Genomic DNA, 25,142 nt, shown 5'->3' on the forward strand with positions numbered 1-25,142 from the left:
ACATAAGTTTACGGTCAATTCTAATAATAGAACAAAATGGTAATTGATGCAATGACAACATTGTGTCATAGAGTCCAAAATTGGTATAATTATACTAACTGAAAATAATGTTGGAGGATTTTAATGAAAGTTTTATTTCGCATATTAATTATTGCTACTTGTATCGGGATTATTATTTATTATTCAAATGGAGTGTCCTCTCAAACAGAATTATTGGAAGGTCCGCCGAGCATTACGAAACCGGTAGTGGAACTTGAACCTTCTATGCCGTCTGAACAGTTTCTTCCGCGGCCAGCTACCGGTATTTCTACATTAATAGGAAAAACATCGAAGGAAATATTGGAAACATACAGTACCCCAAAACGAATCGATCCATCAGAATATGGATATGAATGGTGGATTTACGATACAGACAATGGACTATTAATGGTCAGTATGAAGGGGAATCGGGTAAATCAGATTTATACAAATAATAGCGAAATCGATATTGCACCGTTTGTAGTCGGGGAGCCACTGGACGATATATATCGTACGACAGTACTGGGGCAGGAGATAACGGTCGAAATCGGTGATAATATTTATATATTTGCAATGAATGAACAAGATTTACATGAACGTATTTTAGTAAAATATGATAATTTATATGCACAATTATACATAGATCATGAAACGAATCAATTACACAGTGTCCGTTTTCTGGATGGGGAAACACTCGTATTACATAAACCATATGAAATGCAATTTATAGGGGAGCTCTATGAAGCAAGCACGCCATCCAGCTATATGCAAATTGACATCAATTTGGCGAATCGGAGACAATTGACGGATTTGGCAAATTCCTTGCGCGTAGAGTATGGGTTACCGAAATTATTGCCTACAGACACGCTCGCTTCCTTGGCGGATTATAATAGTGAACATATGTTTTTGGAAATGATGGATTCTCAAATAACAAATGATGAATATGCGATTGGAGACCAGTTGAATGAAGTACAGCAAAGTTATGAGCGGCATGGTGTCAATGTTGCAACAAATTATAAAGATGCCATTGAGGTAATTCATGGCTGGATGAACTCCAAAGAGCATCGGACATTGCTGATGGATGAGGAATTTACGCATATCGGTTCAGGAGCTTTTATGAATTACTATACTCAGCTGTATGTGAAACAAAAATGAAATAAATTAAAAATTAAACGCTGCGAAATGTAGCGTTTTTTTTTTGTCTTCATAAAGTAGGGTAAGGAGTGAAACCGTGCAAATTGGAGAATTAATTAAAGACTGGCCGTGCACTATGAAGGGCTCCATTAGAGTGGAAATAAAACGAGTGGAAGACGATGCGAATCTTATTTTACCTGGAGATGCTTTTATCGCCAGGAAGGGAAATAATTCGAGTGGTATTTCGTATATTGATAGCGCTTTGGAAAAGGGCGCAGCAGCAATTGTAGTAGATGATGAAAATTACTTTAATGAAGCGGATTTACCTGTACCGATTATTTGGGTACCGAACTGTTTAAGTTTTATTGCTTATGCAAGTGCAAAAATTTATAATTTCCCTGCCGAAGCATTAACCGTAATCGCAGTAACGGGAACAAACGGCAAAACAACTGTTACACATTTTATAGGACAAATTTTAAACCAGTTGGATAAGCGCGCTATGGTGATCGGGACAAATGGTGTTTTTATCGACCGGGAAAAATGTTATCAGGAAATGGAAGCACTAACAACATTACAGGCAAAAAATATTCAATTTTTATTTAAAGAAGCAATCCGTCTTGATGTACCTTACGTTGTTCTGGAAGCTTCGTCCATTGGTCTGGAAAAGCACCGTCTGGATCATTGTGATATTGATATCGGTATTTTCTTGAATGTGACAGAAGATCATATTGAAGACCATGGTAGTTTTGAACGCTACAAACTATCCAAACAGATTTTATCGACTTTGGCGAAAAAAAATATTATAAACAGTGATGACAGTGTTTGTCGTTCAATCGGTTTAGCGACAAAAGGCAAGCGTATTTTTTTCGGCAAAGGGAGCCATGTCGACTACTTTTTCCAAACGCTAGTTGACGGACCAGCATCAACGACTTGCTGTATTCAGCATAAGAAAGAGAAGCATATAGTGAACATCCCGTTAGTGGGAGACTATCAATGCAGCAATGTGCTTGCAGCGATCAGCTGTATTGCACAGCTTGATTTTCCGTTAAGTGACATCTGCAATACAATCGGAAATTTAGTATTGCCTGAAGGTCGTTTTGAGCATGTGGAAAATCAGTTAGGCTTATCGATCGTCGTCGATTATGCACATACACCGGATGCGATGAAAATGATTTTGCAGACATTGAAAAAACATACAAAGCGCCGATTAATTGTCATGTTTAGTTGCGGCGGTAACCGAGACAAGGCAAAACGTCCAAAAATGGGAATGATTGCATCAATTTATGCGGATTATATTATTTTAACGACCGATAATGCTCGTAACGAAAATCCGCAGCAGATCAATAAACAGATCCGCGAAGGCTTTTCTTCTACACAGGAGTATATTGAGTGCCTCAACCGAAAAGAAGCCATTGAGCATGCACTTAATTATGCGGAAAAAGGCGATACAATCGTACTGTTAGGTAAAGGTCATGAAAAAACACAGCAAATTGGAGACAAACAAAAATACTTTTCCGATTTAGTATTTGTTCGGGAAATGATAAGACAATTGGAAAAACGTAGGTTGAACAATCATTGATTTTCCCTTCAATTCTGTTATGATAAAGTGAGATTGGAGGAATAAACAATGCTCATGACTTCTGATTGGGTTTTTATTTTAGATGAGGTCGATGAATTAAATGCGATGATCCTTTCCTCTGAGCAAGCCGAAAACCTTCGTCTTGCGAAAAAGGCAGTCTACGAGGATGCGGAATTAAGCGCACAAATTATGGCCTTTCAACGATTAAAAGACCAATATGAGGATGTACAACGCTTTGGCAAATATCATCCTGATTACAATATAATTATGAAAAAAATTCGAACAGAAAAGCGTCTGATCGATATGAATGAACAAATCGCAGCACTGAAGGTCGCGGAAAATGATTTTCAGGATCTTCTCGATGAAATCAGCCTTCTCATTGGCCATTCCGTTTCGGAAGCTGTAAAAGTTCCGGTAAGCAATCCATTTTTCGCCAGCAGTTCTTCTTGTGGCAGTGGATGCGGTACAGGTGGCGGTTGTTCGTGTTCAGCTTAATGAAATAAAAAGAGCTCCCGAAAATTTCGGGAGCTTTTGTTATGGTTGCCGTCTAAGCTAAAGCGCCAACTCCTCGCACGAGGCCCCTCCGTGCAAAAGTGGTGGAACGTTTACTTTTGCGTCGGCTCTTCCAATGGCTTGGGCTCACACGATGTGAGTCATTGGGGGAATGCAACAAGGATGTGGGTGTTTTGCCCACTCGGAGTTAAACGGGCGCTTTAGCCCTTGGTTATTGCGATACTTTTTGGATGAGCACTTCTGCGATATCCGGACGGTTTGTCACGATACCCATTGCTCCTTGTCGGATGACACGGTTCATTGTTACAAGATCATCAATGTCGCTGTAGATCGTCGGCACATTAAGTTCCGATAAAAACTTAACAAAGCGCGGTGAATCATAATTGAAAACACCCTGTTTTAATGGCACGATGAACAAGTCTACTTTTGGATGATACAAATGACCGAATTGACTTGTAAATGAAGTCATCGCCTTTTTGATGTCGCCTTCACCGGCACCAAGAGCGATGCGGTTTTGTGCATACAGATTGAAGCGGTCGATTTGTTCGCTATAAGGACTTGTCACAATCACTTGATATTGAATATTCAATTCTTCGATTAACCGCCATAGTTTAGAAGGCATTAAACTACCTTCATATGTGTCTGGACTATCTTGGATGTTTACGATAAATAGTTTATCTGGATATGTTTCAATTAATTGGCGTAATGTCACGGCCAGTACATGCTGTTCTCTGTATGGGAAAGCACCTTCTAAATCTTCAAAGTTATAGCCGATATTGAGTTCTTTTAATTGTTCGAATGTAAAATCTTTAATAAAGCCAGAGCCATTAGTTGTGCGGTCTACCGTTGCATCATGAAAAGCGATAATTTCTTCATCTTTTGAAAGGCGGACACTTACTGTAAAGCCATCCACACCGATTTCCGCTGCTCGTTCAAAAGCAAGTAACGAATGTTCAGGTGCCAGACCCGCGCCTCCATGTTGTGCGATAATAATTGGACGTTCAAATTGTAATGCTTCTTTTGATTCACGTTTTTGCGGCTTTGAAATCGCTTTTGTTCCTGCCCATGCCGCCGCACTAGCTGCCGCGATTGCTAAAGCTACTTTTGTCTTCTTACCCATTAAATTCGTCCTCCTCTAACCGTACATTGTTTCGTTGAAAGCTATGTGCAATAAATGAGTGTAAAAAGCTTGAAATAGTATGAAGTGTATATCTCACTCTACTATTTTCCATTATAACGGAAAAGAAGTGGAACTGTCTAAACTCTGTTGCTAACAATTTGCACATTTGGTATGCTTTTAGTGAAAAAGACGGCTTGAAACTGAGGTAATTTAAAGGAATTTGTTGCATGATTTGGCTGAATATAAATATTTTTATGAAGAAACGGGGAGTTTTCCATGAATGAAAGACAAGGTTTAATTATATACGTTCATCAATTAAAACATGCGAAGTCGTTAAGGAAGTATGGTCATGTAAATTTCATCTCCAGGAGATTAAAATACGTTGTAATTTATTGTAATCGGGACGAGATCGAAACATTGAAAAATAAAATACAACGCCTTCCATTTGTGAAAGACGTTGTGGAATCATACCGTCCATTTGTTAAAAATGAATTTGAAAATGCAAAGCCGGATAAGGCTAAAGAATACGATTATAAAATAGGTTTATAATTTTTCTTTTATTGCATAGGTGGTATGTATCGGTTTAATCTCAAAATACCAATTAAGTATTGATAATATTGATTTTTTTCCGAAAAAACAGATGAGTGTTTAATTTCAAGGATGTTTTCTTGCTGCTTAACATCTTGAATCGTTTGTTTAAATATCTCAATTCGCTTTGACAGTTTTTCCTCGTTATATGGAATCCCTTCGCGGCAAATATATATTGGCATGAATTTGCTTTCACCTGATGGTTTAAACGCCACGGCTAGTGAAGCGACTGAATTGCCATCATGAGTTGCAGTGAAAATAAATGCGTTATGGAATCGATGCTCATTTGTTTTGACCAGTTCGCAAAGCTCATATATATCGCCATAGCCTTGACCGAGTTCGATAAATTGTTGAATCATTTTTTTAGCACATCCTTTCTTTATAATAGTAACATGATGCAGGAGGTCAGGCACTTGAAAATTGCCGTTAGTATTTTTTCATTTTTAACGATACTAATCGGAACTATACTTTTTATGCAGTTCCAAGTTTATTCGGAGGAAGTGGATTCAGCTGAAAAAGGCTATCGTTATTCTCAGGAAATTGAAATTGTGTACCGAGACGAAAGCTTGGATATTCGTCAGCATTTTAAAAATTTACCGAATGAAGAATTGACGATTGAATGGCCGAAAGCTTCCATCAATCCTGATTGTTTTATAGAAAATGAACATAGCTGTGCTCGACTAAGTGAAGACTCCACGAAGTTTAAAGCTGGAGAAACGAGGGCACAATCGATTTCCTATGTCATTCCATTAAAGGACGGCTTACAGTCTCGTCAGCTTATGAAAAATGTATTTGCTACATTAAAAAACGGTGATGTTCAGTTTTCTACGGTTCATATTTCCACAGAAAAAGATGTGAAAGGACAGTGGGTAACGGGTTTGCCATTAATCGGTGAGCAAAATTTATCACTTGTCAACTATTCCATGTTCAGTGGGGAAGGCCCAGTGAAAGATCTGTTTTGGCAAGATGGAGACTTTGCGCTGCAAAATGAAATGGGTGCTGTCTCTATTTATTCAAGAACCCCATTGAAAGCTGCATTTTATGAAAAGCTTGAAAAAGTTAATTTTTTAAGCAATGAACATCTTGCCATCGTTAATGGAACAAATACAGATGGTGTCGATGGGTTCCGTATGATTTTTGTACCAAATGTGACAGTGGCAAAGGTGCAACAAAATGTCCTGCTTACACAACTGGAAGCAACCTATGATTTTGGTGACAGTCCGCATTGGCTGAAAGAATTACTGGCATCCTTTTTAACGGGTACTGTATTTGGCGGCGAGAAAACAAAAGAAGTCGCTGCAACAATTACTGGCCAACTAACGGACGGGCAACTGAAGGAGTGGCAAGAACGTTTACGGGCGCTGGAAGGTAAAACAATCAGCGGAGAACTGCTCGACAAGGAGTTGTCTGAAGTATTGGATGCTTCTACGAAATATATTTCGATGAATGCACAATCAGAAAAGTCCTATCCGTTTCTATATAATGACCCGCGTCAACTATATATCAACTCGGAAAAGCAGCCTGCCGTTCAAGTCGTCTTAAAAGATGGTGAAGTATTGTACGGGGCAGATATACTGCTGGAATCGATCGGTTATGATGTAAGTATAGGAAAACATGGGTATTATGTAGTAAGTGAAACACGTGAATTCAGATTTCCGAATGAACCGGGTTTTTATGTATTTAATCAGCGACGCTATGACACGGTATCTTTACCGGTTAAACAAGTTGCAGGCCAATATTTCATAGAGGAATCATGGTTACAGCGTTTGTTTATAGTTGAAATTGAAAAAACGGAGGACCGAATTAATATTTCGGCTCCTTAAAAATGTTAGATGATTTAGTAGGAAAGTTTGGTGGAAATCATGCGCGTAGTCGCAGGAGACAGAAAAGGGATGCCATTAAAGGCAATTGCGGGAAATACAACACGACCGACAACAGATAAAGTCAAGGAATCCATTTTTAATATGATCGGCCCATTCTTTAATGGCGGTTTGGCGGTTGATTTATTTGCAGGGAGCGGCGGGCTTGGTATCGAAACACTAAGTCGCGGGGCAGATTATGCACTGTTTATCGAGAAAGATGCCCGTGCTTTCCAAGTGCTTCAGGAAAATATAAAAAAATGCCGTTATGAGGATGTATCTGAACTTTTCCGTACAGATGCGATGCGTGCGGTGAAAGCCTTATTAAAAAGAGATATTGTCATTGACTATTTATTTTTGGATCCGCCATATCACAAAAAAGAATATTATGACTTAGTCGAAACACTTGTTGAAGGCGGAAAGTTGGCCCAAGATGCCATCATTATGTGCGAACATTCTACAGAAGTTACATTGCCGGAAAACTACGGCCGCTTTCACCTAGTAAGACAAGAAGAATACGGCAGTACGATCATTTCTATTTATCGTCATGTAGAGGAAGAGGGAGAAATCGTTTGACAGAAAAAATCGCAGTAGTACCTGGAAGTTTTGATCCGATTACGAATGGTCATATTGACATTATTCGTCGGGCAGCCGATGTTTTTGACACAGTATATGTCGCAGTATTAAATAACTCATCAAAAAAACCATTATTTTCAATTGAAGAGCGTACAGCCTTAATCAAAGAAGTAACAAAAGATTTGCCGAATATTCGAATCGAAACTTCTTCGGGACTGCTGATCGATTATGCCCGTGAAAAGAAGGCGAAAGCCATTGTACGGGGCTTACGCGCCGTTTCCGACTTTGAATATGAAATGCAGATTACTTCGATGAACCGAGTGCTTGATGAAAATATCGAGACATTCTTCATCATGTCAAAAAATCAGTATTCATTTTTAAGTTCAAGCATCGTCAAAGAAGTAGCCAAATACGGCGGAAATGTAAGTGAACTCGTACCAGCCATCGTCGAACAGGCACTAAAAGAAAAATTCGCTAAATAAAAAAGAGCTTCTGTGTAAGGATTTTTCCTTACACAGAAGCTCTTTTTTCATAAAGGAAATTGACGGAAGATAATAAAACCCTTCTCTTATAAAAACAGCAGGAAAAATAATATTGGGATGACGATACTGTAAACAATACGTATGAAAATATACGGACGAATTGCAATATTAGCAGAGCGGGCGATTACGATTACTTGCAGATGAATACTTAAACTTTGAGTCGTCAAGAATACAACTGTGAAAAAAATAAGCATGTCGCCATAGAGCTGCTGGTGGAGCAAATGTAATCCGTTCGTCACTTCAAGAAAGCTGGCAATTCCAATTTCTAAATAGGTAGGAATTGATTCGAAAACAACTTCGACACTATGTAGAAACACTTGGTAAATCGTCGTAAAAAAAATGATTGTTGTTGCAACAATTAATATTGTCGGAGCACTTTCCTTAATACTTGACGTAAAAGGTGTCGGATCTTTTGGTGCTTTATGCACTTCTTTTGAAAGCGGAGGGCAAATTAAATATACGGCAACCAATAAAATGAATGAAAAGCTATGTAGTAAAATTAAATATTGCCAGCTGAATGTTGTAGAATTTAATAAGTCGCTTCCGACAAAGCCGAATAAAAAAAGCGGACTTGGACAATGGCAAATACCGAGCAAATAGGCAGCCTGCTGCTTTGTGATTGAATTACGTTTCACGAGTTGCGTAATTGTGGCAGCACCTGTAGGGTACCCTCCGACTGCACTAATTCCGTAAGTTTGCAAAAAAACGATAAATGGCGCACTGTTGTAAGAATGCGTCAATTTTAAAAGCCATGTTGTTAACACTAAATACGGCAGTAAATAGGGGAATAAAGCTTCCATAAAAAGCGATACACCAATGTCTGCGCCTACATGTGTCATTTCCGGAAAGAATAATAATAAACTAATTAATGTGATGCATAAAAGGATTGTCCAAATATTCTTCATCCTTTTCAATATTTTGTCATTCGCTCGTTCAAATGCTACACTAATTGTATGCAATTGAAGATTAAATTAGTATTTCAACTAGCCGGAACATAATTTTAAAGGAACGAATTTTGACATTAAATCGTCTTTGTTATTTGATCACGGCTTACAAAAATTGGCCCTGATACAATTGCGCCAATGCGAAATTGATTAATTATAGAGGAGTTTAAATACATGGGGAATAAAGGGAAAATAGCATTCGGCCTGTTTTTAGTTATATTAATGGGTTTGTCTTTTTATAGGTTGGATTATTATATTACAAAACCGGGTGGTACATATAATGTAAGCGATTTTCTGGCGATTCAGAATGGGGATCCGGACGATGAAGGTTCTTTTTATATGACGACCGTTGCAATGGGGCAGGCAACCCCGTTAACTTATGCGATGGCAGCTGTCGCGGATTATTATGATATTGTAAAATTAACAGATGTGCGACAAGAAGAAGAGGATGACGAAGAATATAATGTTCGTCAATTGAAATATATGACGGACTCCCAGTTTAATGCAACGTATGTAGCGTTCAATCGAGCGGGGCTTGATTATCAGGTGACCTACAAAGGACTTTATGTATTGAATGTTCTTGCAGAAGGTGCTGCTGACGGGCATCTAAAACCGGGAGATGAGATTGTGGAAGTGGATAATGAGCGTATTGATAGTTTGAAAACGTTCGTTACCATCATTACACCGAAAGTAAAAGGAGATAAAATTAATCTAGTTGTAAAACGTGATGGAAAGCTCATTGACGAAACGCTGGAGATTAAAGAAATACCAGGCTCTGAAGGGCGTTTTGGCATAGGTATCACCTATTCCGAAAGTAAATCAATCAAAACCGATCCAAAAGTGACTGTGAAAACAGAAGATATTGGCGGACCGTCTGCCGGGTTAATGTTTACATTAGAGCTGTTAAATCAGCTAATCGATGAAGATCTGACAAAAGGCTATGAAATTGCAGGTACCGGTGAAATGCTGGAGGATGGAACGGTAGGCCGAATTGGCGGTATTGAGAAAAAGGTTGTTTCTGCTGATAAAGAAGGTGTCGATATTTTCTTTGCCCCTGATGATGAAATAACAAAAGAAATGCTTGAGTATAACCCAAGCATTACTTCAAATTATGAGGTGGCAGCTCAAACAGCAAAAGCCATTAATTCGGACATAAAAGTTGTTCCTGTCAAAACAATTGATGATGCCTTAAATTATTTAGATCAACTACAACCGAAAAATTAATAGCGAATAGGCGGAGTTTTATAATCTTCGTCTATTTTTTTATTTGAAAATTGCTGGATGCCTAATTGGTACATTTGGGTTGCATGCAGATCGATGGCCAATATTGGATCACTGACAGCTGCAACCCGGCTGATGAGCGGCAATGAAAGGGACCTTTTAATACGTGAAATATATTGCTGCCCTGCTGATGTCATGCCCAATATCCGAATATATGTAGGGCTGGAATAAGCATGCAGCTGTTCTTTCGTGACTCCGGTATAAATATGTGTCAACATTCGCTGGAGTCTTGTCCATGTATAACGTTTCGATTTCATCGCATTCATAAATTCCACAAAGTTCGAACTTGATCTTGCATATTTAATAAGCGAGTTTTCAAGCCCTTCTGATACGTCTGCATACTGTTTCAACTGCTGTGGAGTATGTCTTAAAATAGCATACTGTAAAAGTGGCCAAAAGCTTTCCCAACTTGCAAAACGCCCATGTTCTACCTGCCAGTGACCAAGCTGATCAATACTTGCTTCGGGTAAATACTGTGTTACCTGTTCAAGCGACTGGCCACTAAACAATGCCTGACGAATCCCGGTAGCACTGGCAATTTCACTGTCTGTGTCAATTGCATCATGATATCCTGCAGCAATTCGCTGAATGGTAGCAGGTCTCATAACTGTCTGAAGCTGCTCCATTGCTTCAACATAATGGAAGCCTAATATATTATTTGGTTGCCCTAAATCAATGTATGCATTCGGGGAAAGTTGTTTAAGCTGTTCATATGCCGCAAAAAGAGCTTGCGGGTAGCTTTTGCCTTGCTGAATTGTTTCTTTAATGATGGCGTTATAGAGCGTCCGATTGCTTTCGATTAAGTGAAAAGTGTTTAGAAACGGCGTGATGCTTCCTTGTTCGCTCCCGAATGCCAATGTCGTGCACTGCATTGCTTCCAATAGTTGGACAGCACCAGAAGCAAAACCAGTTGCTTGAGCGGTACTGAAAATATAAGGAAGTTCAATTACAATGTCAACTTCGCTTGCGAGTGCCATCTTTGTCCGATGCCATTTGTCGACGAGTGCGGGCTCTCCTCGCTGTAAAAATTGACCGCTCATAACAGCAACCGCAACATCACTGTTCGTTGTGCGCTTTGCTTCATTTACGTGATGCAGATGACCATTGTGAAACGGATTATATTCAACAACTATACCGACTGCTTGCATAAACTTCCCCCTTACGCTAAAATAGTTTTTTGTTCGCATCAATACATTCGAAATGAATGTATCTATGCAATATGTTAGAATTAATTTGATTATAAGCACGTTTTGTAATAGTGACAAGAAATTATCTTGACATCTTTTTTTATGGGCTATATAATAAACAGTGTTGTCTCGAGGTGATTAACGAATGAAATGGTCAATTCATCAATTATCAAAGTTTCGAAAAGACGGAATGCCGATTGATACAGTTGTTCAGTTGGATGAAGTAAAAAATCGTAACACCGATATACGTAACGTTTCACCCGTTCATGTAAAAGGGCTTTGTACTTTTGGTGCATCGCAAATGACTTGTCAATTAACGATTAGCACTACATTGACGCTTCCATGTGCACGCACGTGGGAAGATGTTGAATATCCTGTGAACATTGAAACGGTAGAAGTTTTCAGCTGGACCGATGAAAGAAATCGCGGGGATGTTGAGAGCGAAATCCATTATGTTGATGGTGACGTTGTTGATATGAAACCAGTCCTGGAGGAATTAATTCTTCTGGAAGTACCGATGCAAGTATTCAAAGAGAATACCGAAGGACAAGTGCAAGGCGGTAAAGGCTGGGACTATTCAACGGATGAAGATGTAGAAAATGCTAAGGAAGTTGACGAACCAAAATTGGATCCAAGACTGGCTGATTTAGCTAAGTATTTTGATCAAACAGATGAATAAATATCTGTAAGGAGGTGCCATCAATGGCTGTACCATTTAGAAGAACTTCTAAAACTGCAAAAAGAAAGCGTCGTACGCATTTCAAACTATCTGTACCTGGTATGGTAGCTTGCCCAAACTGTGGAGAAGCTAAACTATCTCACCGTGTTTGCAAAGCTTGCGGACAATACAAAGGTAAAGAAGTAGTAGCGAAATAATTCAGTATTTGCGCTATATAAAGACTAGTTAAGAGACCATGGCTCTTAACTAGTCTTTTTTCTGTTTTTGCATAGAAACATTGTCAAAACAATAGCGGTCAACTATTATTAGAATAGTTTGATATATCGAAATAATTACTAAAGGGGATGGGCAAATGGATTACTTAATTCAGAATGAAGACGGGATTCTAACATTTACAATTAATCGCGAGGAAAAACGAAATGCCATAAACTATGCGGTGATGGATGGATTAAAGGAAGTTATTACATACATAAAAGAACATAATGATGTGCGCTTTTTAGTTATTACAGGCGCTGGGGAAAAATCATTTTGCTCGGGCGGGGACTTGTCGGAATTTCATAGTTTGGAAACAGAAGAAGAAGCGTTTGGCATGCTGAGTAAAATGGGGCATATTTTATATGATTTAGCGACATTGCCAGTACCGACAATTGCCTTAATAAATGGAGCGGCTGTAGGAGGAGGTTGTGAAATAGCGACGGCTTGCGATTTCCGCCTCATTTCATCTCATGCAAAAGCCGGCTTCATCCAAGGGACGCTAGCAATTACATCCGGATGGGGTGGCGGTACTTATTTATTTGAGCGCGGCCTGCGCCATGATCGTGCATTAAAAATGCTGATTGATGCTAAGCCGTATGACGCGCGAACATTATATGAAATTGGTTGGGCAATGCGTGTGTATATTGAAGGGACGAAAGAGCAGGCTCTTGCAGATTTTATAGAGCACATGGCGAAAATCCACCCTTCTGTCCATCAGGCATATAAAGAAATTGAATTACGAAAATGGCGTGAGCGCAATATGTATGAGCGTGTAATGGAAGAAATAAAACTATGCGCAAAACTGTGGGAATCCGAAGCGCACCACACTGCAGTACAGAACTTCCTCGAGAAGAAAAAGTAATTTGTTAACAGACTGCTTAAAGAATAATTTATAGGAAGTACGTTGATTGGAATGGAGGGGAGGGCAGCAGATTCATGCCTCAGTAGCACCGGCAATTGAGCAAAAGGAACAAAAGCCTCAACCCGCAATAGAAATCAGCTTCCCCTAGTTACGATGAAAACTATTTTTATCGTAACTTTTTTTGTTTTTAAGTCTATTTTGTTCATCATGGCATATAGTAGTAAAAAATATGAGGTGGTGCAACTGTGGAGCAAAAAAGAAGGAAAGATCAATGGACAATTGCAGACGATGAAAAGTTAGCTGAAATTGTGATTCAAACAGTTCAAAACGGACGTACACAACTAGAAGCTTTTGAACAGGCAGCACAGGAGTTAAACCGGACGAAGCAAGCTTGCGGCTTCCGATGGAATAAAACATTGCGAGCACAGTATGGACAGGTTTTGAACAGTGTCAGAAAGCGTCCAAAACAATTAATGCGCAGTCACTTAAAGTTGGCGTTATCTAGTTTTGAAGAATTGACTGAAGCCTATAATGAACTAGAAATGAAGTATTCGGAATTACAATCAGAGTACGACAAAATTTCGAAGTGGCTACAACAAGGGGTAGCCTTAACGAAGGGAAAACCGAGTTAAAGAAAAACTAGTTATAAATAGAAATAAAATAATTTTTCGAGAAAATAATTGTAATTAATTTTAAGGCTACTTACAATAGAAGTAGAAACAAAGCGCGAGTAGCGCAAATATCTTCTAACAAGGGGGCCTTTCGCATGGCAGAAGTAAAAGCACAAATGGCAGGGACAGTATTTGAGGTAAGTGTTAAAGAAGGGGATAGTGTGACAAAAGGGCAGACACTCATCATTTTAGAATCGATGAAAATGGAAATCCCACATGAGGCAGAAACGGATGGGACAGTAGCAAAAATTACTGTTGCTGAAGGAGATTTTGTTGAAGAGAATGATATTTTAGTAGAATTAGCTTAAGTGATGGAGGGACGATAATGACACAGCCTACTTATAACGAACACTTACAGCAAAAAATAGAAAAAATATACGCAGGCGGGCAACCAAAATATCACGAAAAGTTAAAAGAAACGAATAAACTTTTTGTCCGGGATCGCTTGAAGCAATTGTTTGATGATGGGGTTTATGAGGAAGACGCCCGTTTTGCAAATTATGAGGCCGGAGATTTGCCTGCAGATGGTGTTGTAACAGCTATCGGGCAAGTTGACGGGCAAACCGTTTGTGTTATGGCTAATGATTCTACAATCAAAGCGGGATCATGGGGTTCTCGCACAGTTGAAAAAATAATCCGTATTCAAGAGACTGCGGAAAAAATGCAAGTACCAATGCTTTACTTAGTCGATTCTGCAGGGGCACGCATTACAGATCAGCTGGAAATGTTCCCTGGGCGACGCGGGGCAGGCCGTATTTTCCATAATCAAGTACGTATGAGTGGGATGATTCCTCAAATATGTATACTATTCGGTCCATCTGCTGCAGGGGGGGCCTATATTCCGGCCTTCTGTGACATTGTAATTATGGTGGACGGAAATGCTTCAATGTACTTAGGATCACCGAGAATGGCTGAAAAAGTAATCGGTGAAAAGGTTACGCTCGAAGAAATGGGCGGAGCACGCATGCACTGTACCGTTAGCGGATGTGGGGACGTATTGGCTGAAAACGAAGAACAGGCAATCCTTGAAGCGAGACGCTATATTAGTTATTTCCCTGCAAACTTTGCGGAATTCCCGCCAATTGATGAAACAAAGGCACCGAAAAGCGGGAGAACGCTGGAAGAGATTATTCCGGAAAATCAGAATGCACCATTTGATATGTATGAATGTATCGAACAGCTGATTGATGAAGGCAGCTTCTTTGAAATTAAAAAGTTATTTGCTTCTGAACTGATTATAGGACTTGCCCGCATTGATGGGCAAGTTGTAGGGATTATTGCCAATCAGCCGAAAGTAAAAGGCGGCGTACTGTTTATCGATTCTGCCGACAAAGCAGCGAAGTTTATTACGCTTTGTGATGCGTTCTCCATCCCGCTATTATTTTTAGCGGATGTACCGGGCTTTATGATCGGTACAAAAGTGGAAAAGGCGGGCATTATCCGACATGGGGCAAAATTTATATCGGCGATGAGCTCGGCAACGGTACCGAAAATTTCGGTTATCGTTCGTAAAGCGTATGGAGCTGGCCTTTATGCGATGTGCGGCCCGGCATTCGAACCGGATGCAGTCATTGCATTGCCGACTGCCCAAATTGCGGTAATGGGTCCGGAAGCAGCTGTAAATGCTGTTTATTCAAATAAGATCGAGGCGATTGAAGATCCGAAAGAGCGGATTCAATTTGTGAAACAAAAAATTGAGGAATACAAAGAAGAAATCGACTTATATAAACTGGCTTCCGAAATGGTGATTGATGATATTGTCATGCCAAATCAACTGCGACATACATTAATTCAACGTTTTAATTACTATAATTCGAAACAAATTGCTTTACCATATCGAAAACATCCGGTATATCCAGTATAATAAATTTAGCTAAAGGTCTGTCTTGAAGGCAGACCTTTTTAATTCGAAATAAATTTGAGGTATAATATAATGCGAATTGAAATCATTGGTGCAGGTGCAGTTGGTTTATTAGTAGCAAGTTATTTTGCTGAAAAGAATATGGATGTGTACATTGTCGGGAAACCTACGGGGGAAACGGTATGCAAGGACATACAGATTGAAAGGACGAATGTAAATCAATCTGTTACTTCCGTCAATGTGAAATATATTTCGGCGCTTTCAAATAAAGCGAATTTAATCATTGTAGCTGTAAAATATGGACAACTTCATGAAGTGTATGCAAGTATGGAGCATGTAAAGGATTCTATTCCATTATTATTTTTACAGAATGGTTTAGCCCATTATGAGGAAGCACTTGCATTAAGTAAAATGCATATTGCATTTAGCTCGATTCAATTCGGGGCACTTAAATTTTCGGAGCACTATGTCGCCCATAAAGGGGAAGGTATGATGAAAATTGCGGTGGCAAAAGGCGCGGGCAGTGAGTTCAGTTTTTTAAACGGCCTTTCATCGGCGGAGCTTCCGATTGTATTCGAACAGGATGCTGAAAAAATGCTAATGGAGAAAGCACTGTTGAATTGTTTTATCAATCCGTTAACCGCGATTCTGCAAGTGAAAAATGGACAGCTAATTACACAAAGCCATACATTGCAATTATTGAAAGATTTATACAACGAACTCATGACGGCATTTCCGCAATTTAAAGAAAAATTTCATTTTAATCAGGTCATTGCACTTTGTGAAAAGACAGCGGAAAATACATCGTCTATGCTGGCTGATCGTCTTGCAAATCGCAAAACCGAGATTGATACAATAGCAGGTGCGATTTTGAAAAAAGCGGAGCAAAATGAGAAAAAATTGCCTGTTTTACAAACACTTTATTATTTAGTGAAAGCATTTGAAGAGAGCGGTGAACAAATGTGATATTATTTTTTCAATATTTGGTGGCAACAATTATTGTATGCCCGATTATTGCTTTTATCACTGTGCTGCTCATATGCCGTAAGCTTCGAATAAAAAAACATAAAGCGATTGGCTTGGCAGCGGATATTACAACATTTCTTATGTTTTTTTCGATACCGATTGCGTTACAAGGACTATGGAATATTGGTATATTAATGCCGATGCTAATTGTTGTACTCGTAATCGCGATTGTTTTTACATATGTTGATTGGCGAACGAAAAAAGAAATTGAAGTAAAGCCATTACTGAAAAAAATTTGGCGCTTTTACTTTTTATTGTTCAGCATCACTTATTTTATAATTTGGATTGTTGGAATTACCCATTCAGTTATGATGTTTATGATGGTTGATTAGGTGGCTAAACTTTTCTTTTACTGTAAACTAGTATCCGGGAAAACATTAAGCTTTCAAGGCGGAAAATTAATACCCGTTAATGTGGGATAAAACAGTGATTAAGGTAATTTCAAAATTGAGTAAAGAGAAGTAGAGGAGAATTTTCATGGAGCTAGAACAAATAAATTCACCAGTAACGAATAAGCTATTAGCGGACTATTGGTCTGAGAATGCCGATATCCATTCGTTTTTTGAATATAAATATACTGAGGAAGCTTTTGGTCAACGATTTGCATATTTGAAAAATCGAACATATCGTTCGGAAGAGCTTGCAAAAATTATTCGCAGTTATATGGAGCGGTATGGCATCTCGGAAAAGACGGCGCACCATTTAGATGAACTTGAGCAAGGTGCAGTAGTCGTGGTGGGTGGTCAGCAAGCTGGTTTGCTGACGGGGCCTCTCTATTCTGTCCATAAAGCAATTTCGGTTATTCTACTGGCAGAACAACAACGAAAAATATTAAATGCACCGGTCGTACCAATGTTTTGGATTGCGGGTGAAGATCACGATATAGAAGAGATCAATCATACGTATTCAATGACAAATGGTGAAGTGAAAAAACGTGGTTACAGTGAACGTTCTAAGCTGAAGAAAATGGCTTCAACTACACAATTGAATAAAGAAGCACTACAACAGTTTATATTAAATGTATTTAAAGATTTTGGAGAAACAGAACATACAGCGGACTTATTGAATAGTGTTTTGAGTCATGCGGAAAATAGTGAAACTTTTACGGATTTCTTTACGTTGCTGATGAATGATTTATTTAAAAAGCATGGCTTATTAATGCTGGATGCTACATATGAACCGTTCAGGAAGTATGAAAAAAACTATTTTGTCCAATTGATCGAAAAGAACGAATCGATTGCAACGGGTGTTGTAGCGCAGGAAAGAAAGCTCGGCGAGAAAGGCTATGCAATGCCGATTGATGCATCAGAGCAAAATGCCAATTTATTTTACATTAAAGAAGGCGAGCGTTTTCTGTTGGAGCGCAGTGGCGGCCATTTTAAAAATGTGACAGCCCATGCCAATTTTTCGAAAGAGGAATTAGTAGCTATTGCGAATGAGTCTCCTGAATGTTTAAGCAATAATGTCGTTACCCGCCCATTAATGCAGGAAATGGCGCTTCCGGTACTGGCGTTTGTTGGTGGTCCTGGTGAACTGGCTTATTGGGCTACATTAAAACCTGCGTTTGATGAGCTGCAGCTGCAGATGCCGATATTTGCGCCAAGACTCAGCATAACGCTTGTTACCCGTCAAGTTGATGCATTATTAGAACAAAAAGAGCTGACTGTAACGGATGTGCTAACAGGCAAAGTCGATGAACATTTAGCTCAATTTGTGGAAAGTGTAAAAGATGAGCAAGTAACGCGCGCAATTGAGCAGATGCAAAAACAGATGGAAGAGCAGTATGAGCAACTGACGAGTTATCTGCAGCATGGCAACTATCATGTAGAAGATCTATTGGAGAAGAATAAAAATTACCATGAACGTCAATTCCAATATTTACGTTCGAAACTGGAGCAGCAAAATATAGTAAAGTATGAAGTCGCAATTCGCCAATATAAAACAATTCAGTCACTATTATATCCGAATGATAGCTACCAAGAGCGCTTGTACAATCCATATATGTTCCTAAATACCTATGGGGAAAAGCTGATTGATGATTTATTGGAGTTACCTATGAATATTTCCGTGAAACACCAACTTATTACCTTATAAGAAACAAGAGTTATCTCATATGCAGATAACTCTTTTTTGTGTCTTTTGGCACCGAACGTATGTGTGAGAATATGCTCATTTACGTAATTTCGTTTTATTGTTATGAGAAGCAAGGAATTTGGTGGTAGAAAGTGGGGGGATGTGGTACATTATTTATTAAAGTGGGGTGAGTAGCATGTTCATGGGAGAATATCAACATTCTATTGATGCGAAAGGCCGTATGATTGTCCCTGCAAAGTTTCGAGAATCACTTGGAGAACACTTTGTAATAACACGCGGGCTAGATCAATGCATTTTTGGATATCCTATGAATGAATGGCGAAAACTCGAAGATAAATTAAAGGATTTACCGATGACCAAAAAAGATGCACGTGCATTTGCGCGATTTTTCTTTTCGGGGGCAACAGAAGTAGAAGTGGACAAGCAAGGCCGAATTAATATCCCATCTACACTGATTGGTTACGCTAATCTTGAAAAGGAATGCGTAATCTTAGGTGTATCGAGTAAAATTGAAATTTGGGCGAAAGAATCTTGGCAGCAATACTTCGAGCAATCGGCAGAATCATTTGATGAAATCGCAGAAAATCTGATTGGCTTTGATTTTTAGGTTTTTTTAAGTAAAAGATGAAACTATTACATGTCCGACATGAACTTTTAATCCGGGTGTAATAGTACCGACACGTAATTGAATTAATATTAAGAGGTGCTTCAAACTATGTTCGATCATACAACCGTATTATTGAAAGAAACTGTTGATGGGTTGAACATCAATCCGGATGGTATTTATGTAGACTGCACATTAGGTGGTGCAGGACATAGTGAGTACCTTGTACAACAATTGTCAGAAAAAGGCCGTTTAATTTGTTTTGATCAAGATACAACGGCTATTGAAAATGCAAAAGTACGATTAGCCGATTATTTGGATCGCGTTATATTCGTACACTCAAATTTCCGCTATTTAAAAGAAGAGTTACACAAACTGAACATTCATCAAATAGATGGGATTTTATATGATCTAGGTGTCTCGTCACCACAACTTGATACACCTGAACGCGGATTTAGTTACCACCATGATGCTCCGCTCGATATGCGAATGGATCAGACTGCAGAACTGAGCGCATATCATGTTGTGAATGAATGGTCATACGAAAATCTAGTACGTATTTTCTTCCGCTACGGCGAAGAAAAGTTTTCGAAACAAGTTGCGCGCAAAATTGAACAAGCCCGTGAAATTGCTCCTGTTGAAACGACAGGTCAATTAGTGGAGCTTATAAAAGATGGTATTCCAGCCCCAGCACGTCGCAAAGGTGGACATCCTGCAAAACGAATTTTCCAGGCTATTCGAATTGCTGTAAATGATGAATTAGGCGCAGCGGAAGATTCTTTAGTAGATGCAATCGATTTATTGAAAATTGGTGGTCGTATAAGTGTGATTACATTCCACTCATTGGAAGACCGCTTAACAAAAACACTATTTAAAGAGGCTTCATCACTGCCGGATTTACCTCCCGGATTACCGGTTATTCCAGAGCATATGAAACCAATACTTAAATTAGTGTCAAGAAAACCGATTTTACCGTCAGACGAGGAGTTAGCTGCGAATAATCGTTCACGTTCAGCAAAATTGCGCATCGCTGAAAAAATTAACGATAAAGGACGTGGGTAAAAAATGGCAGTAAGAGCAAGACAAACTTATATACAGCAGCAGCCAGAACTACCTCAACATCAGCAGCAGGAACAAAGACTGCCGGTGCAGCCGAAAAAACGAAAAGCAAAATATTTTTCGGCCCAGGAAAAGTTTTTGTTCCTAGTATTTGCAATCGTAGTAGCATCTTTCGCTATTTCCATATTACATACTCAAGGAGAAATCCAAACACTCAGTATGGAAATCCAAAAAATCGAACGCGACATAACTGAAGTCAATAACAATAATACAGATTTAAAAGTACAAGTAAGTGAACGCTCCACTCACCAACGTATTTGGGAAAAAGCGAAAGAACTCGGATTAACACTAAATGAGAAAAATGTGAAAGTAGTGCCGGGAGAATGAAAAAGAGAAGATTTCGTTACCAGATAGGAGCCTTTCTAATGTTTATATTCTTTGGAGGGCTCTTTTTACTATTATATTGGCGTTTTGCATCAATTCAGGCGACAGGAATGGTAAAAGGGCATGAATTAGAAGAAGAAGCATTATCAAGGTACGAAACTGGTTATGTGTTATCGGCAGACCGTGGGAAGATTCTGGACCGCAATGCAAATGTAATTGCCGAAGATACATTGAGTTACCGTCTTGTAGCGGTAATTAAAGAATCGGCAACAGAAAACAAAAAAAATCCAAGGCATGTCGTCGATAAAGCGGAAACAGCAAAATTATTGGCACAATATATCCCGATGGATGAAGAGAAAATTTATGAACGGCTAAACCCTTCCAAAGATTTATATCAAGTCGAGTTTGGACTGGCAGGGCGCGGCATCAGTCATGAAGTGAAAAAGAAAATTGAAGAGCTGAATCTACCTGGGATTCTATTATACAGCGATAAAAAACGCTATTATCCTAATGGTGCATTTGCCTCCCATCTTATTGGCTTTGCTTTGCGTGAAACTGATGATGACGGAAATTCATCGGTTGTCGGGAAAATGGGGCTTGAATATATTTATGACAAGCAATTAACAGGGACCGACGGGAAGTTAACATACCAGCGTGATGCCCGTAACTATTTATTGCCAAGCAGCGATAAAGTAATACAGGAAGCACAGGATGGAAATGATATTTATTTAACAATTGATAAAACAATCCAAAACTTCCTGGAAGAAGCAATGACACGTGTCAATGACGAGTATAAGCCACAGTCTATGGTTGCTGTCGTTGCAAATCCGAAAACTGGAGAAATATTGGCGATGTCACAACGGCCAACATTCAATCCTGATACGCGTACAGGTTTAGATGGGAACTGGCTAAATGATGTCGTGGAAAATACGATTGAACCAGGTTCTACATTTAAAACATTTACAGTAGCAGCTGCAATAGATTCCAATAACTGGCATCCGAATGCGACTTATCAATCTGGACAGTATAAAGTTTATAACGATACAATACGAGACCATAATCGATACGGCTGGGGGAGAATTTCCTATTTGGAAGGCATACAGCGTTCTTCAAATACGGCAATGACGAACTTGCTTGATATTATGGGATGGGAAACGTATGAAAGCTATTTAAAGGAATTTGGTTTCGGTCAAAAAACAGGCATCGATTTACCGAATGAAGCGAGCGGCATTATTAACTCGCGCTATCCTTTAGAAAAGTATACGACAACATTCGGTCAAGGTTCGACTGTTACACCGATACAGTTAATTCAAGGAGTAACCGCAGTTGCAAATGACGGAAAAATGATGCAGCCATATGTAATCGATAAAATTGTTAATCCGAATACTGGTGAGGTTTTAGTAGATTCAGAACCTACTATAAAAGGTGAACCGATTTCGGCAGAGACAGCACAGAAAACACGTGAAGTTCTAGCTTCTACTATTTACGGAGAAGCAGGGAATGCGAAACGTTTCGAAATTGAAGGCTATAAAGTAGCAGGAAAAACAGGGACTGCCCAAATGCCGAAAGCAAACGGTATCGGTTATGACTGGGGTAAAAATGAATTCCTTTATTCGTTTTTAGGAATGGCTCCCGCAGAAGATCCACAGCTGGCTGTATTTATCTCAGTTGCAAAGCCAAAACTAGGTGCAACCGAAATAGGTTCTGACCCAGTTTCGCAAGTGTTCAATTCAGTTGTTCTAAACAGTTTGAAGTATATGAATATCAATCCGTCGGACGTAGCGGAAGTCGAAACGACAAAGATTGACGATTATGTAGGTGAGCAGACAGATACAGTCACGACTCAACTGGAGGCAGAAGGACTAATACCGGTAATAATTGGTCAAGACGGAGAAATTACAGAACAGTTCCCTGCAGCGGATTCATCATTAACAAGTGGAAGTATCGTGTTCTTAAAGACCGATGGAGAAATTACATTACCATCGTTTAATAATTGGTCATTACGTAACTTACTTGTCTATAAGTCACTATCTAAACTGCCGATTGAAATTGTTGGGGAAGGCTATGTTGAAAGCCAGAGCGTATCTCAAGGGACGCCGATAACGGATGATTCACCAATCGTTGTCAAGTTGAAAACCCCTGAGGAAATGCATTTGACTCCGCCAGCAGAGGATATGGAGCTGGAAGACGAAGAATTTAGTGAAGAACCGCCACAAGATTAGAGAGATTTGAATACAAACTTCATCTTTAACATACGTTGTTTTAGGTGAGGTGTCATATTATGAAATGGGTAACTACAAAATCTAAAAAACGTTTAACATGGATCGCCATCGCACTTGTACTATACGGCGTGGCGATTTTTGTTAAACTAGTATCCGTTCAAATTATTCAGTATGATGAGCTTTCAACGAAGGCAAAAGAAAATTGGGACAGGGAAATTCCGTTCCATACACAGCGAGGCGAAATTACTGACCGTAACAACGAAGTAATCGTAACGAATAAACTTGCCCCGACTTTGTACTTCATGCCTTCACAAAACGAAGATAAAGAACAAGCAGCAGATGCCATTGCAAACGTAATCAATAAAGATCGAGCCAAAATATTGGAAAGACTGCAGCAACGGGTATCTCTAGTGAAAATTGCGCCAGAAGCAAAGAACATTACTTATGAGCAAGCGGAAAAAATTCAGCAGCTTCAAATTCCGGGCTTATACAGTGGTGTCGATTATGTAAGGTCTTATCCACACGGTAATTTGCTCGCACGCTTTTTAGGGTTTACAGGTGCCGATAACCAGGGTTTGGCAGGAATCGAGTACGAGTATGATGAACTATTAAAAAGCTCGGATGCGGCCATTCGGTTATTTACTGATGCGAAGGGGAATGCATTGGAGCATGTAGATGATGAATGGAAAGACGGAAAAGATGGAGCGACAATACAGCTGACAATTGATTTAAAGCTTCAGAAAATTGTCGAGCGAGAATTATCGCAGGCGATGCTGGAGTATGATGCAGATCAGGCATTGGCTATTGCCATGAATCCAAACAGTGGTGAAATACTGGCACTTGCATCATTTCCGACATATGATCCCACGAAATTTTCGGAAGTGGAGCCAAGTATATATAACCGCAACCTTCCTGTATTTATGTCCTATGAGCCAGGTTCCACATTCAAAATTATTACACTCAGTGCTGCTATTGAAGAAGGTGTAGTCAATATGGAGGAAGAACACTTTCATGATCATGGCTATACAATGGTCGAGGGAGCACGATTACGCTGTTGGAAACGGGAAGGCCATAAAGACCAGACATTTTACGAAGTTGTACAAAATTCCTGTAACCCAGGATTTGTAGAGCTAGGGCAACGAGTAGGTTCAACAAAGTTACTTGAGTATATTCATAAATTCGGGTTCGGGAAAAAAACAGGCTCGAACATTGCTGGAGAATCATCAGGCATTTTATTTTCGAAAGAAGCATTTGGCCCGGTAGAGCATGCTACGACCTCTTTTGGTCAAGGTGTATCCGTTACGCCGATTCAGCAGATGCAGGCGGTGTCAGCAGCAATTAATGGCGGTACATTATATACACCATATACGGTGTCGAAAATACTGGATTCCAAAACAAACGAAGTCATTATGGAACAAGATCCGGAAGCGAAAGCCCAGGTCATCAGTGAAGAGACTTCGGAAAAAGTACGTCATGCATTGGAGCTTGTAGTTGCGAAAGGTTCAGGTCGCCAGGCATTTCGTGACGGCTTACGCATCGGAGGCAAAACAGGGACAGCTCAAAAGGTTGAAAACGGTCGCTATAAAGACGGAGACTACATTGTATCGTTTATCGGTTTTGCACCTGCCAATGACCCGGAAATTATTGTCTATGTTGCGATTGACAATCCAAAAAGTTCATTGCAATTCGGAAGTGTTATCGCTGCACCGATTGTAGGCCGCATTATTGAAGATGCAGCACCACTGTACAATATCGAAAAGCAAAAAGATCAAATAGAACGGAATTACGTTTGGGGCGATGAATTGACGGAGCGTACACCAAACTTTATTGGAATGACCAAAGAAGAAGTAATTCCGCACTTATATCCTTATAAAATCGAATGGCACGGAGAAGGTGATAAAGTGATTCAGCAAGTCCCGTCAGCTGATAGCCTCATTCACCAAAGTGGTAGTGTTCATTTATATTTAGGAAATTAATTTGAATTTCCATCTTTCAAAATGCAACTAAAACAACTATTATAGTGAAGGACGTTTTTTCACAATAATAACTAGAGGTCGTAACCGTTGAAAATCAAACGTTCCACC

The 25,142-nt window shown here is 39.4% G+C and carries 26 protein-coding genes; 22 read left to right on the top strand and 4 right to left on the bottom strand.

The genetic code is table 11. From position 1 onward, the window contains the following. Positions 1-123 precede the first annotated feature (123 nt). The 3 genes from MHH44_RS05085 to MHH44_RS05095 all read left to right on the top strand — a co-directional run bounded on the left by MHH44_RS05085 (position 124) and on the right by MHH44_RS05095 (position 3,226). Complete coding sequence (locus MHH44_RS05085; protein WP_065216476.1) at positions 124-1,173, top strand: CAP domain-containing protein; 1,050 nt, start codon at positions 124-126, stop codon at positions 1,171-1,173. Between the two features lie 76 nt (positions 1,174-1,249). After that, on the top strand, positions 1,250-2,731 hold the full coding sequence (locus MHH44_RS05090) for a UDP-N-acetylmuramoyl-L-alanyl-D-glutamate--2,6-diaminopimelate ligase (RefSeq protein WP_340797972.1): 1,482 nt from the start codon (positions 1,250-1,252) through the stop codon (positions 2,729-2,731). A gap of 48 nt (positions 2,732-2,779) precedes the next feature. Beyond that, positions 2,780-3,226 carry a YlbF family regulator gene (locus tag MHH44_RS05095; RefSeq protein ID WP_008403432.1) on the top strand — a complete coding sequence of 149 codons (447 nt, stop codon included), beginning with the start codon at positions 2,780-2,782 and terminating at the stop codon, positions 3,224-3,226. Between the two features lie 229 nt (positions 3,227-3,455). Here the strand turns inward: MHH44_RS05095 and MHH44_RS05100 are convergent, their stop codons facing one another. Further along, positions 3,456-4,364, bottom strand: coding sequence for a glycerophosphodiester phosphodiesterase family protein (locus MHH44_RS05100; RefSeq protein ID WP_014824557.1), 909 nt, complete (start codon positions 4,362-4,364; stop codon positions 3,456-3,458). Positions 4,365-4,640: 276 nt separating this feature from the next. On the opposite strand from MHH44_RS05100, the gene MHH44_RS05105 reads away from it, so the two are divergent. Beyond that, on the top strand, positions 4,641-4,913 hold the full coding sequence (locus MHH44_RS05105; RefSeq protein ID WP_008403430.1) for a YlbG family protein: 273 nt from the start codon (positions 4,641-4,643) through the stop codon (positions 4,911-4,913). 8 nt (positions 4,914-4,921) lie between these two features. On the opposite strand, the gene MHH44_RS05110 is transcribed toward MHH44_RS05105, so the two are convergent. After that, complete coding sequence (locus MHH44_RS05110) at positions 4,922-5,311, bottom strand: DUF7147 family protein (protein ID WP_008403429.1); 390 nt, start codon at positions 5,309-5,311, stop codon at positions 4,922-4,924. 54 nt (positions 5,312-5,365) lie between these two features. On the opposite strand from MHH44_RS05110, the gene MHH44_RS05115 reads away from it, so the two are divergent. The 3 genes from MHH44_RS05115 to coaD are packed head-to-tail and all read left to right on the top strand — an operon-like array spanning position 5,366 to position 7,869. Beyond that, complete coding sequence (locus tag MHH44_RS05115) at positions 5,366-6,775, top strand: RNA polymerase II (protein WP_340797973.1); 1,410 nt, start codon at positions 5,366-5,368, stop codon at positions 6,773-6,775. 39 nt (positions 6,776-6,814) lie between these two features. Beyond that, positions 6,815-7,387 (top strand): 16S rRNA (guanine(966)-N(2))-methyltransferase RsmD, encoded by a 573-nt coding sequence (gene rsmD, locus MHH44_RS05120; protein ID WP_065216472.1) that lies wholly within the window; start codon positions 6,815-6,817, stop codon positions 7,385-7,387. Then, positions 7,384-7,869, top strand: a complete 486-nt coding sequence (gene coaD, locus MHH44_RS05125) for a pantetheine-phosphate adenylyltransferase (RefSeq protein WP_008403425.1) — start codon at positions 7,384-7,386, stop codon at positions 7,867-7,869. The genes rsmD and coaD overlap by 4 nt, the downstream gene beginning before the upstream one ends. Before the next feature lie 86 nt (positions 7,870-7,955). Here the strand turns inward: coaD and MHH44_RS05130 are convergent, their stop codons facing one another. After that, positions 7,956-8,834 carry a hypothetical protein gene (locus MHH44_RS05130; RefSeq protein ID WP_008403423.1) on the bottom strand — a complete coding sequence of 293 codons (879 nt, stop codon included), beginning with the start codon at positions 8,832-8,834 and terminating at the stop codon, positions 7,956-7,958. 213 nt (positions 8,835-9,047) lie between these two features. Between MHH44_RS05130 and MHH44_RS05135 the strand changes: the two genes are divergently transcribed. Continuing rightward, positions 9,048-10,097 carry a SepM family pheromone-processing serine protease gene (locus MHH44_RS05135; protein WP_065216471.1) on the top strand — a complete coding sequence of 350 codons (1,050 nt, stop codon included), beginning with the start codon at positions 9,048-9,050 and terminating at the stop codon, positions 10,095-10,097. Here the strand turns inward: MHH44_RS05135 and MHH44_RS05140 are convergent. Beyond that, positions 10,094-11,302 (bottom strand): nucleotidyltransferase, encoded by a 1,209-nt coding sequence (locus MHH44_RS05140; RefSeq protein WP_340797974.1) that lies wholly within the window; start codon positions 11,300-11,302, stop codon positions 10,094-10,096. The two genes, MHH44_RS05135 and MHH44_RS05140, sit on opposite strands and share 4 nt — an antisense overlap. Before the next feature lie 184 nt (positions 11,303-11,486). Between MHH44_RS05140 and MHH44_RS05145 the strand changes: the two genes are divergently transcribed. The 14 genes from MHH44_RS05145 (at position 11,487) to MHH44_RS05210 (ending at position 25,034) form a co-directional block, all read left to right on the top strand. Further along, positions 11,487-12,020, top strand: coding sequence for a YceD family protein (locus MHH44_RS05145; RefSeq protein ID WP_065216469.1), 534 nt, complete (start codon positions 11,487-11,489; stop codon positions 12,018-12,020). 23 nt (positions 12,021-12,043) lie between these two features. Then, on the top strand, positions 12,044-12,217 hold the full coding sequence (rpmF, locus tag MHH44_RS05150; RefSeq protein WP_008403415.1) for a 50S ribosomal protein L32: 174 nt from the start codon (positions 12,044-12,046) through the stop codon (positions 12,215-12,217). A 155-nt stretch (positions 12,218-12,372) separates the two neighbouring features. After that, positions 12,373-13,137 carry an enoyl-CoA hydratase/isomerase family protein gene (locus MHH44_RS05155; RefSeq protein WP_340797975.1) on the top strand — a complete coding sequence of 255 codons (765 nt, stop codon included), beginning with the start codon at positions 12,373-12,375 and terminating at the stop codon, positions 13,135-13,137. A 245-nt stretch (positions 13,138-13,382) separates the two neighbouring features. Continuing rightward, the gene (locus MHH44_RS05160; protein ID WP_008403412.1) at positions 13,383-13,769 is read left to right on the top strand and encodes a transcriptional regulator; all 387 of its coding nucleotides are present in this window, start codon (positions 13,383-13,385) and stop codon (positions 13,767-13,769) included. Positions 13,770-13,903: 134 nt separating this feature from the next. Continuing rightward, positions 13,904-14,116 (top strand): acetyl-CoA carboxylase biotin carboxyl carrier protein subunit, encoded by a 213-nt coding sequence (locus MHH44_RS05165; protein ID WP_008403411.1) that lies wholly within the window; start codon positions 13,904-13,906, stop codon positions 14,114-14,116. A 17-nt stretch (positions 14,117-14,133) separates the two neighbouring features. Beyond that, entirely contained in the window at positions 14,134-15,672 is a 1,539-nt protein-coding gene (locus tag MHH44_RS05170; protein WP_340797976.1) for an acyl-CoA carboxylase subunit beta, read from the top strand. Between the two features lie 69 nt (positions 15,673-15,741). After that, positions 15,742-16,635, top strand: coding sequence for a ketopantoate reductase family protein (locus MHH44_RS05175; RefSeq protein WP_340797977.1), 894 nt, complete (start codon positions 15,742-15,744; stop codon positions 16,633-16,635). Continuing rightward, a complete protein-coding gene (locus MHH44_RS05180) occupies positions 16,632-17,027 on the top strand; it encodes a DUF3397 domain-containing protein (RefSeq protein ID WP_008403407.1) in 396 nt (131 codons plus the stop codon). Before MHH44_RS05175 ends, MHH44_RS05180 begins: the two co-directional genes overlap by 4 nt. Positions 17,028-17,172: 145 nt before the next feature. After that, entirely contained in the window at positions 17,173-18,789 is a 1,617-nt protein-coding gene (gene bshC, locus MHH44_RS05185) for a bacillithiol biosynthesis cysteine-adding enzyme BshC (protein ID WP_340797978.1), read from the top strand. Positions 18,790-18,964: 175 nt separating this feature from the next. After that, positions 18,965-19,396, top strand: coding sequence for a division/cell wall cluster transcriptional repressor MraZ (mraZ, locus tag MHH44_RS05190; protein WP_340797979.1), 432 nt, complete (start codon positions 18,965-18,967; stop codon positions 19,394-19,396). A gap of 108 nt (positions 19,397-19,504) precedes the next feature. Further along, positions 19,505-20,455: a 16S rRNA (cytosine(1402)-N(4))-methyltransferase RsmH gene (gene rsmH / locus MHH44_RS05195; protein ID WP_008403404.1), complete on the top strand. Its 951-nt coding sequence runs from the start codon at positions 19,505-19,507 to the stop codon at positions 20,453-20,455. A 3-nt stretch (positions 20,456-20,458) separates the two neighbouring features. Beyond that, the gene (ftsL, locus tag MHH44_RS05200) at positions 20,459-20,839 is read left to right on the top strand and encodes a cell division protein FtsL (RefSeq protein WP_008403403.1); all 381 of its coding nucleotides are present in this window, start codon (positions 20,459-20,461) and stop codon (positions 20,837-20,839) included. Positions 20,840-20,877: 38 nt separating this feature from the next. Continuing rightward, the gene (locus MHH44_RS05205; RefSeq protein ID WP_065216466.1) at positions 20,878-23,058 is read left to right on the top strand and encodes a penicillin-binding protein; all 2,181 of its coding nucleotides are present in this window, start codon (positions 20,878-20,880) and stop codon (positions 23,056-23,058) included. Positions 23,059-23,117: 59 nt separating this feature from the next. Then, on the top strand, positions 23,118-25,034 hold the full coding sequence (locus MHH44_RS05210; RefSeq protein ID WP_340797980.1) for a penicillin-binding transpeptidase domain-containing protein: 1,917 nt from the start codon (positions 23,118-23,120) through the stop codon (positions 25,032-25,034). The last annotated feature ends 108 nt before the right edge of the window (positions 25,035-25,142 follow it).

It is taken from the genome of Solibacillus sp. FSL K6-1126, assembly GCF_038003445.1.
GTDB lineage: Bacteria > Bacillota > Bacilli > Bacillales_A > Planococcaceae > Solibacillus > Solibacillus silvestris.

Bases quoted from the DNA above. Each gene is read 5' to 3' on its own strand.
- rsmD (WP_065216472.1), top strand. From the start codon at position 6,815: ATGCGCGTAGTCGCAGGAGACAGAAAAGGGATGCCATTAAAGGCAATT.
- MHH44_RS05085 (WP_065216476.1), top strand. From the start codon at position 124: ATGAAAGTTTTATTTCGCATATTAATTATTGCTACTTGTATCGGGATT.
- MHH44_RS05145 (WP_065216469.1), top strand. From the start codon at position 11,487: ATGAAATGGTCAATTCATCAATTATCAAAGTTTCGAAAAGACGGAATG.
- MHH44_RS05100 (WP_014824557.1), bottom strand. From the start codon at position 4,364: ATGGGTAAGAAGACAAAAGTAGCTTTAGCAATCGCGGCAGCTAGTGCG.
- MHH44_RS05095 (WP_008403432.1), top strand. From the start codon at position 2,780: ATGCTCATGACTTCTGATTGGGTTTTTATTTTAGATGAGGTCGATGAA.
- MHH44_RS05130 (WP_008403423.1), bottom strand. From the start codon at position 8,834: ATGAAGAATATTTGGACAATCCTTTTATGCATCACATTAATTAGTTTA.
- MHH44_RS05105 (WP_008403430.1), top strand. From the start codon at position 4,641: ATGAATGAAAGACAAGGTTTAATTATATACGTTCATCAATTAAAACAT.
- MHH44_RS05205 (WP_065216466.1), top strand. From the start codon at position 20,878: ATGTTTATATTCTTTGGAGGGCTCTTTTTACTATTATATTGGCGTTTT.
- MHH44_RS05175 (WP_340797977.1), top strand. From the start codon at position 15,742: ATGCGAATTGAAATCATTGGTGCAGGTGCAGTTGGTTTATTAGTAGCA.
- MHH44_RS05170 (WP_340797976.1), top strand. From the start codon at position 14,134: ATGACACAGCCTACTTATAACGAACACTTACAGCAAAAAATAGAAAAA.
- MHH44_RS05155 (WP_340797975.1), top strand. From the start codon at position 12,373: ATGGATTACTTAATTCAGAATGAAGACGGGATTCTAACATTTACAATT.
- rpmF (WP_008403415.1), top strand. From the start codon at position 12,044: ATGGCTGTACCATTTAGAAGAACTTCTAAAACTGCAAAAAGAAAGCGT.
- MHH44_RS05140 (WP_340797974.1), bottom strand. From the start codon at position 11,302: ATGCAAGCAGTCGGTATAGTTGTTGAATATAATCCGTTTCACAATGGT.
- rsmH (WP_008403404.1), top strand. From the start codon at position 19,505: ATGTTCGATCATACAACCGTATTATTGAAAGAAACTGTTGATGGGTTG.
- ftsL (WP_008403403.1), top strand. From the start codon at position 20,459: ATGGCAGTAAGAGCAAGACAAACTTATATACAGCAGCAGCCAGAACTA.
- MHH44_RS05165 (WP_008403411.1), top strand. From the start codon at position 13,904: ATGGCAGAAGTAAAAGCACAAATGGCAGGGACAGTATTTGAGGTAAGT.
- MHH44_RS05110 (WP_008403429.1), bottom strand. From the start codon at position 5,311: ATGATTCAACAATTTATCGAACTCGGTCAAGGCTATGGCGATATATAT.
- mraZ (WP_340797979.1), top strand. From the start codon at position 18,965: ATGTTCATGGGAGAATATCAACATTCTATTGATGCGAAAGGCCGTATG.
- MHH44_RS05210 (WP_340797980.1), top strand. From the start codon at position 23,118: ATGAAATGGGTAACTACAAAATCTAAAAAACGTTTAACATGGATCGCC.
- MHH44_RS05135 (WP_065216471.1), top strand. From the start codon at position 9,048: ATGGGGAATAAAGGGAAAATAGCATTCGGCCTGTTTTTAGTTATATTA.
- bshC (WP_340797978.1), top strand. From the start codon at position 17,173: ATGGAGCTAGAACAAATAAATTCACCAGTAACGAATAAGCTATTAGCG.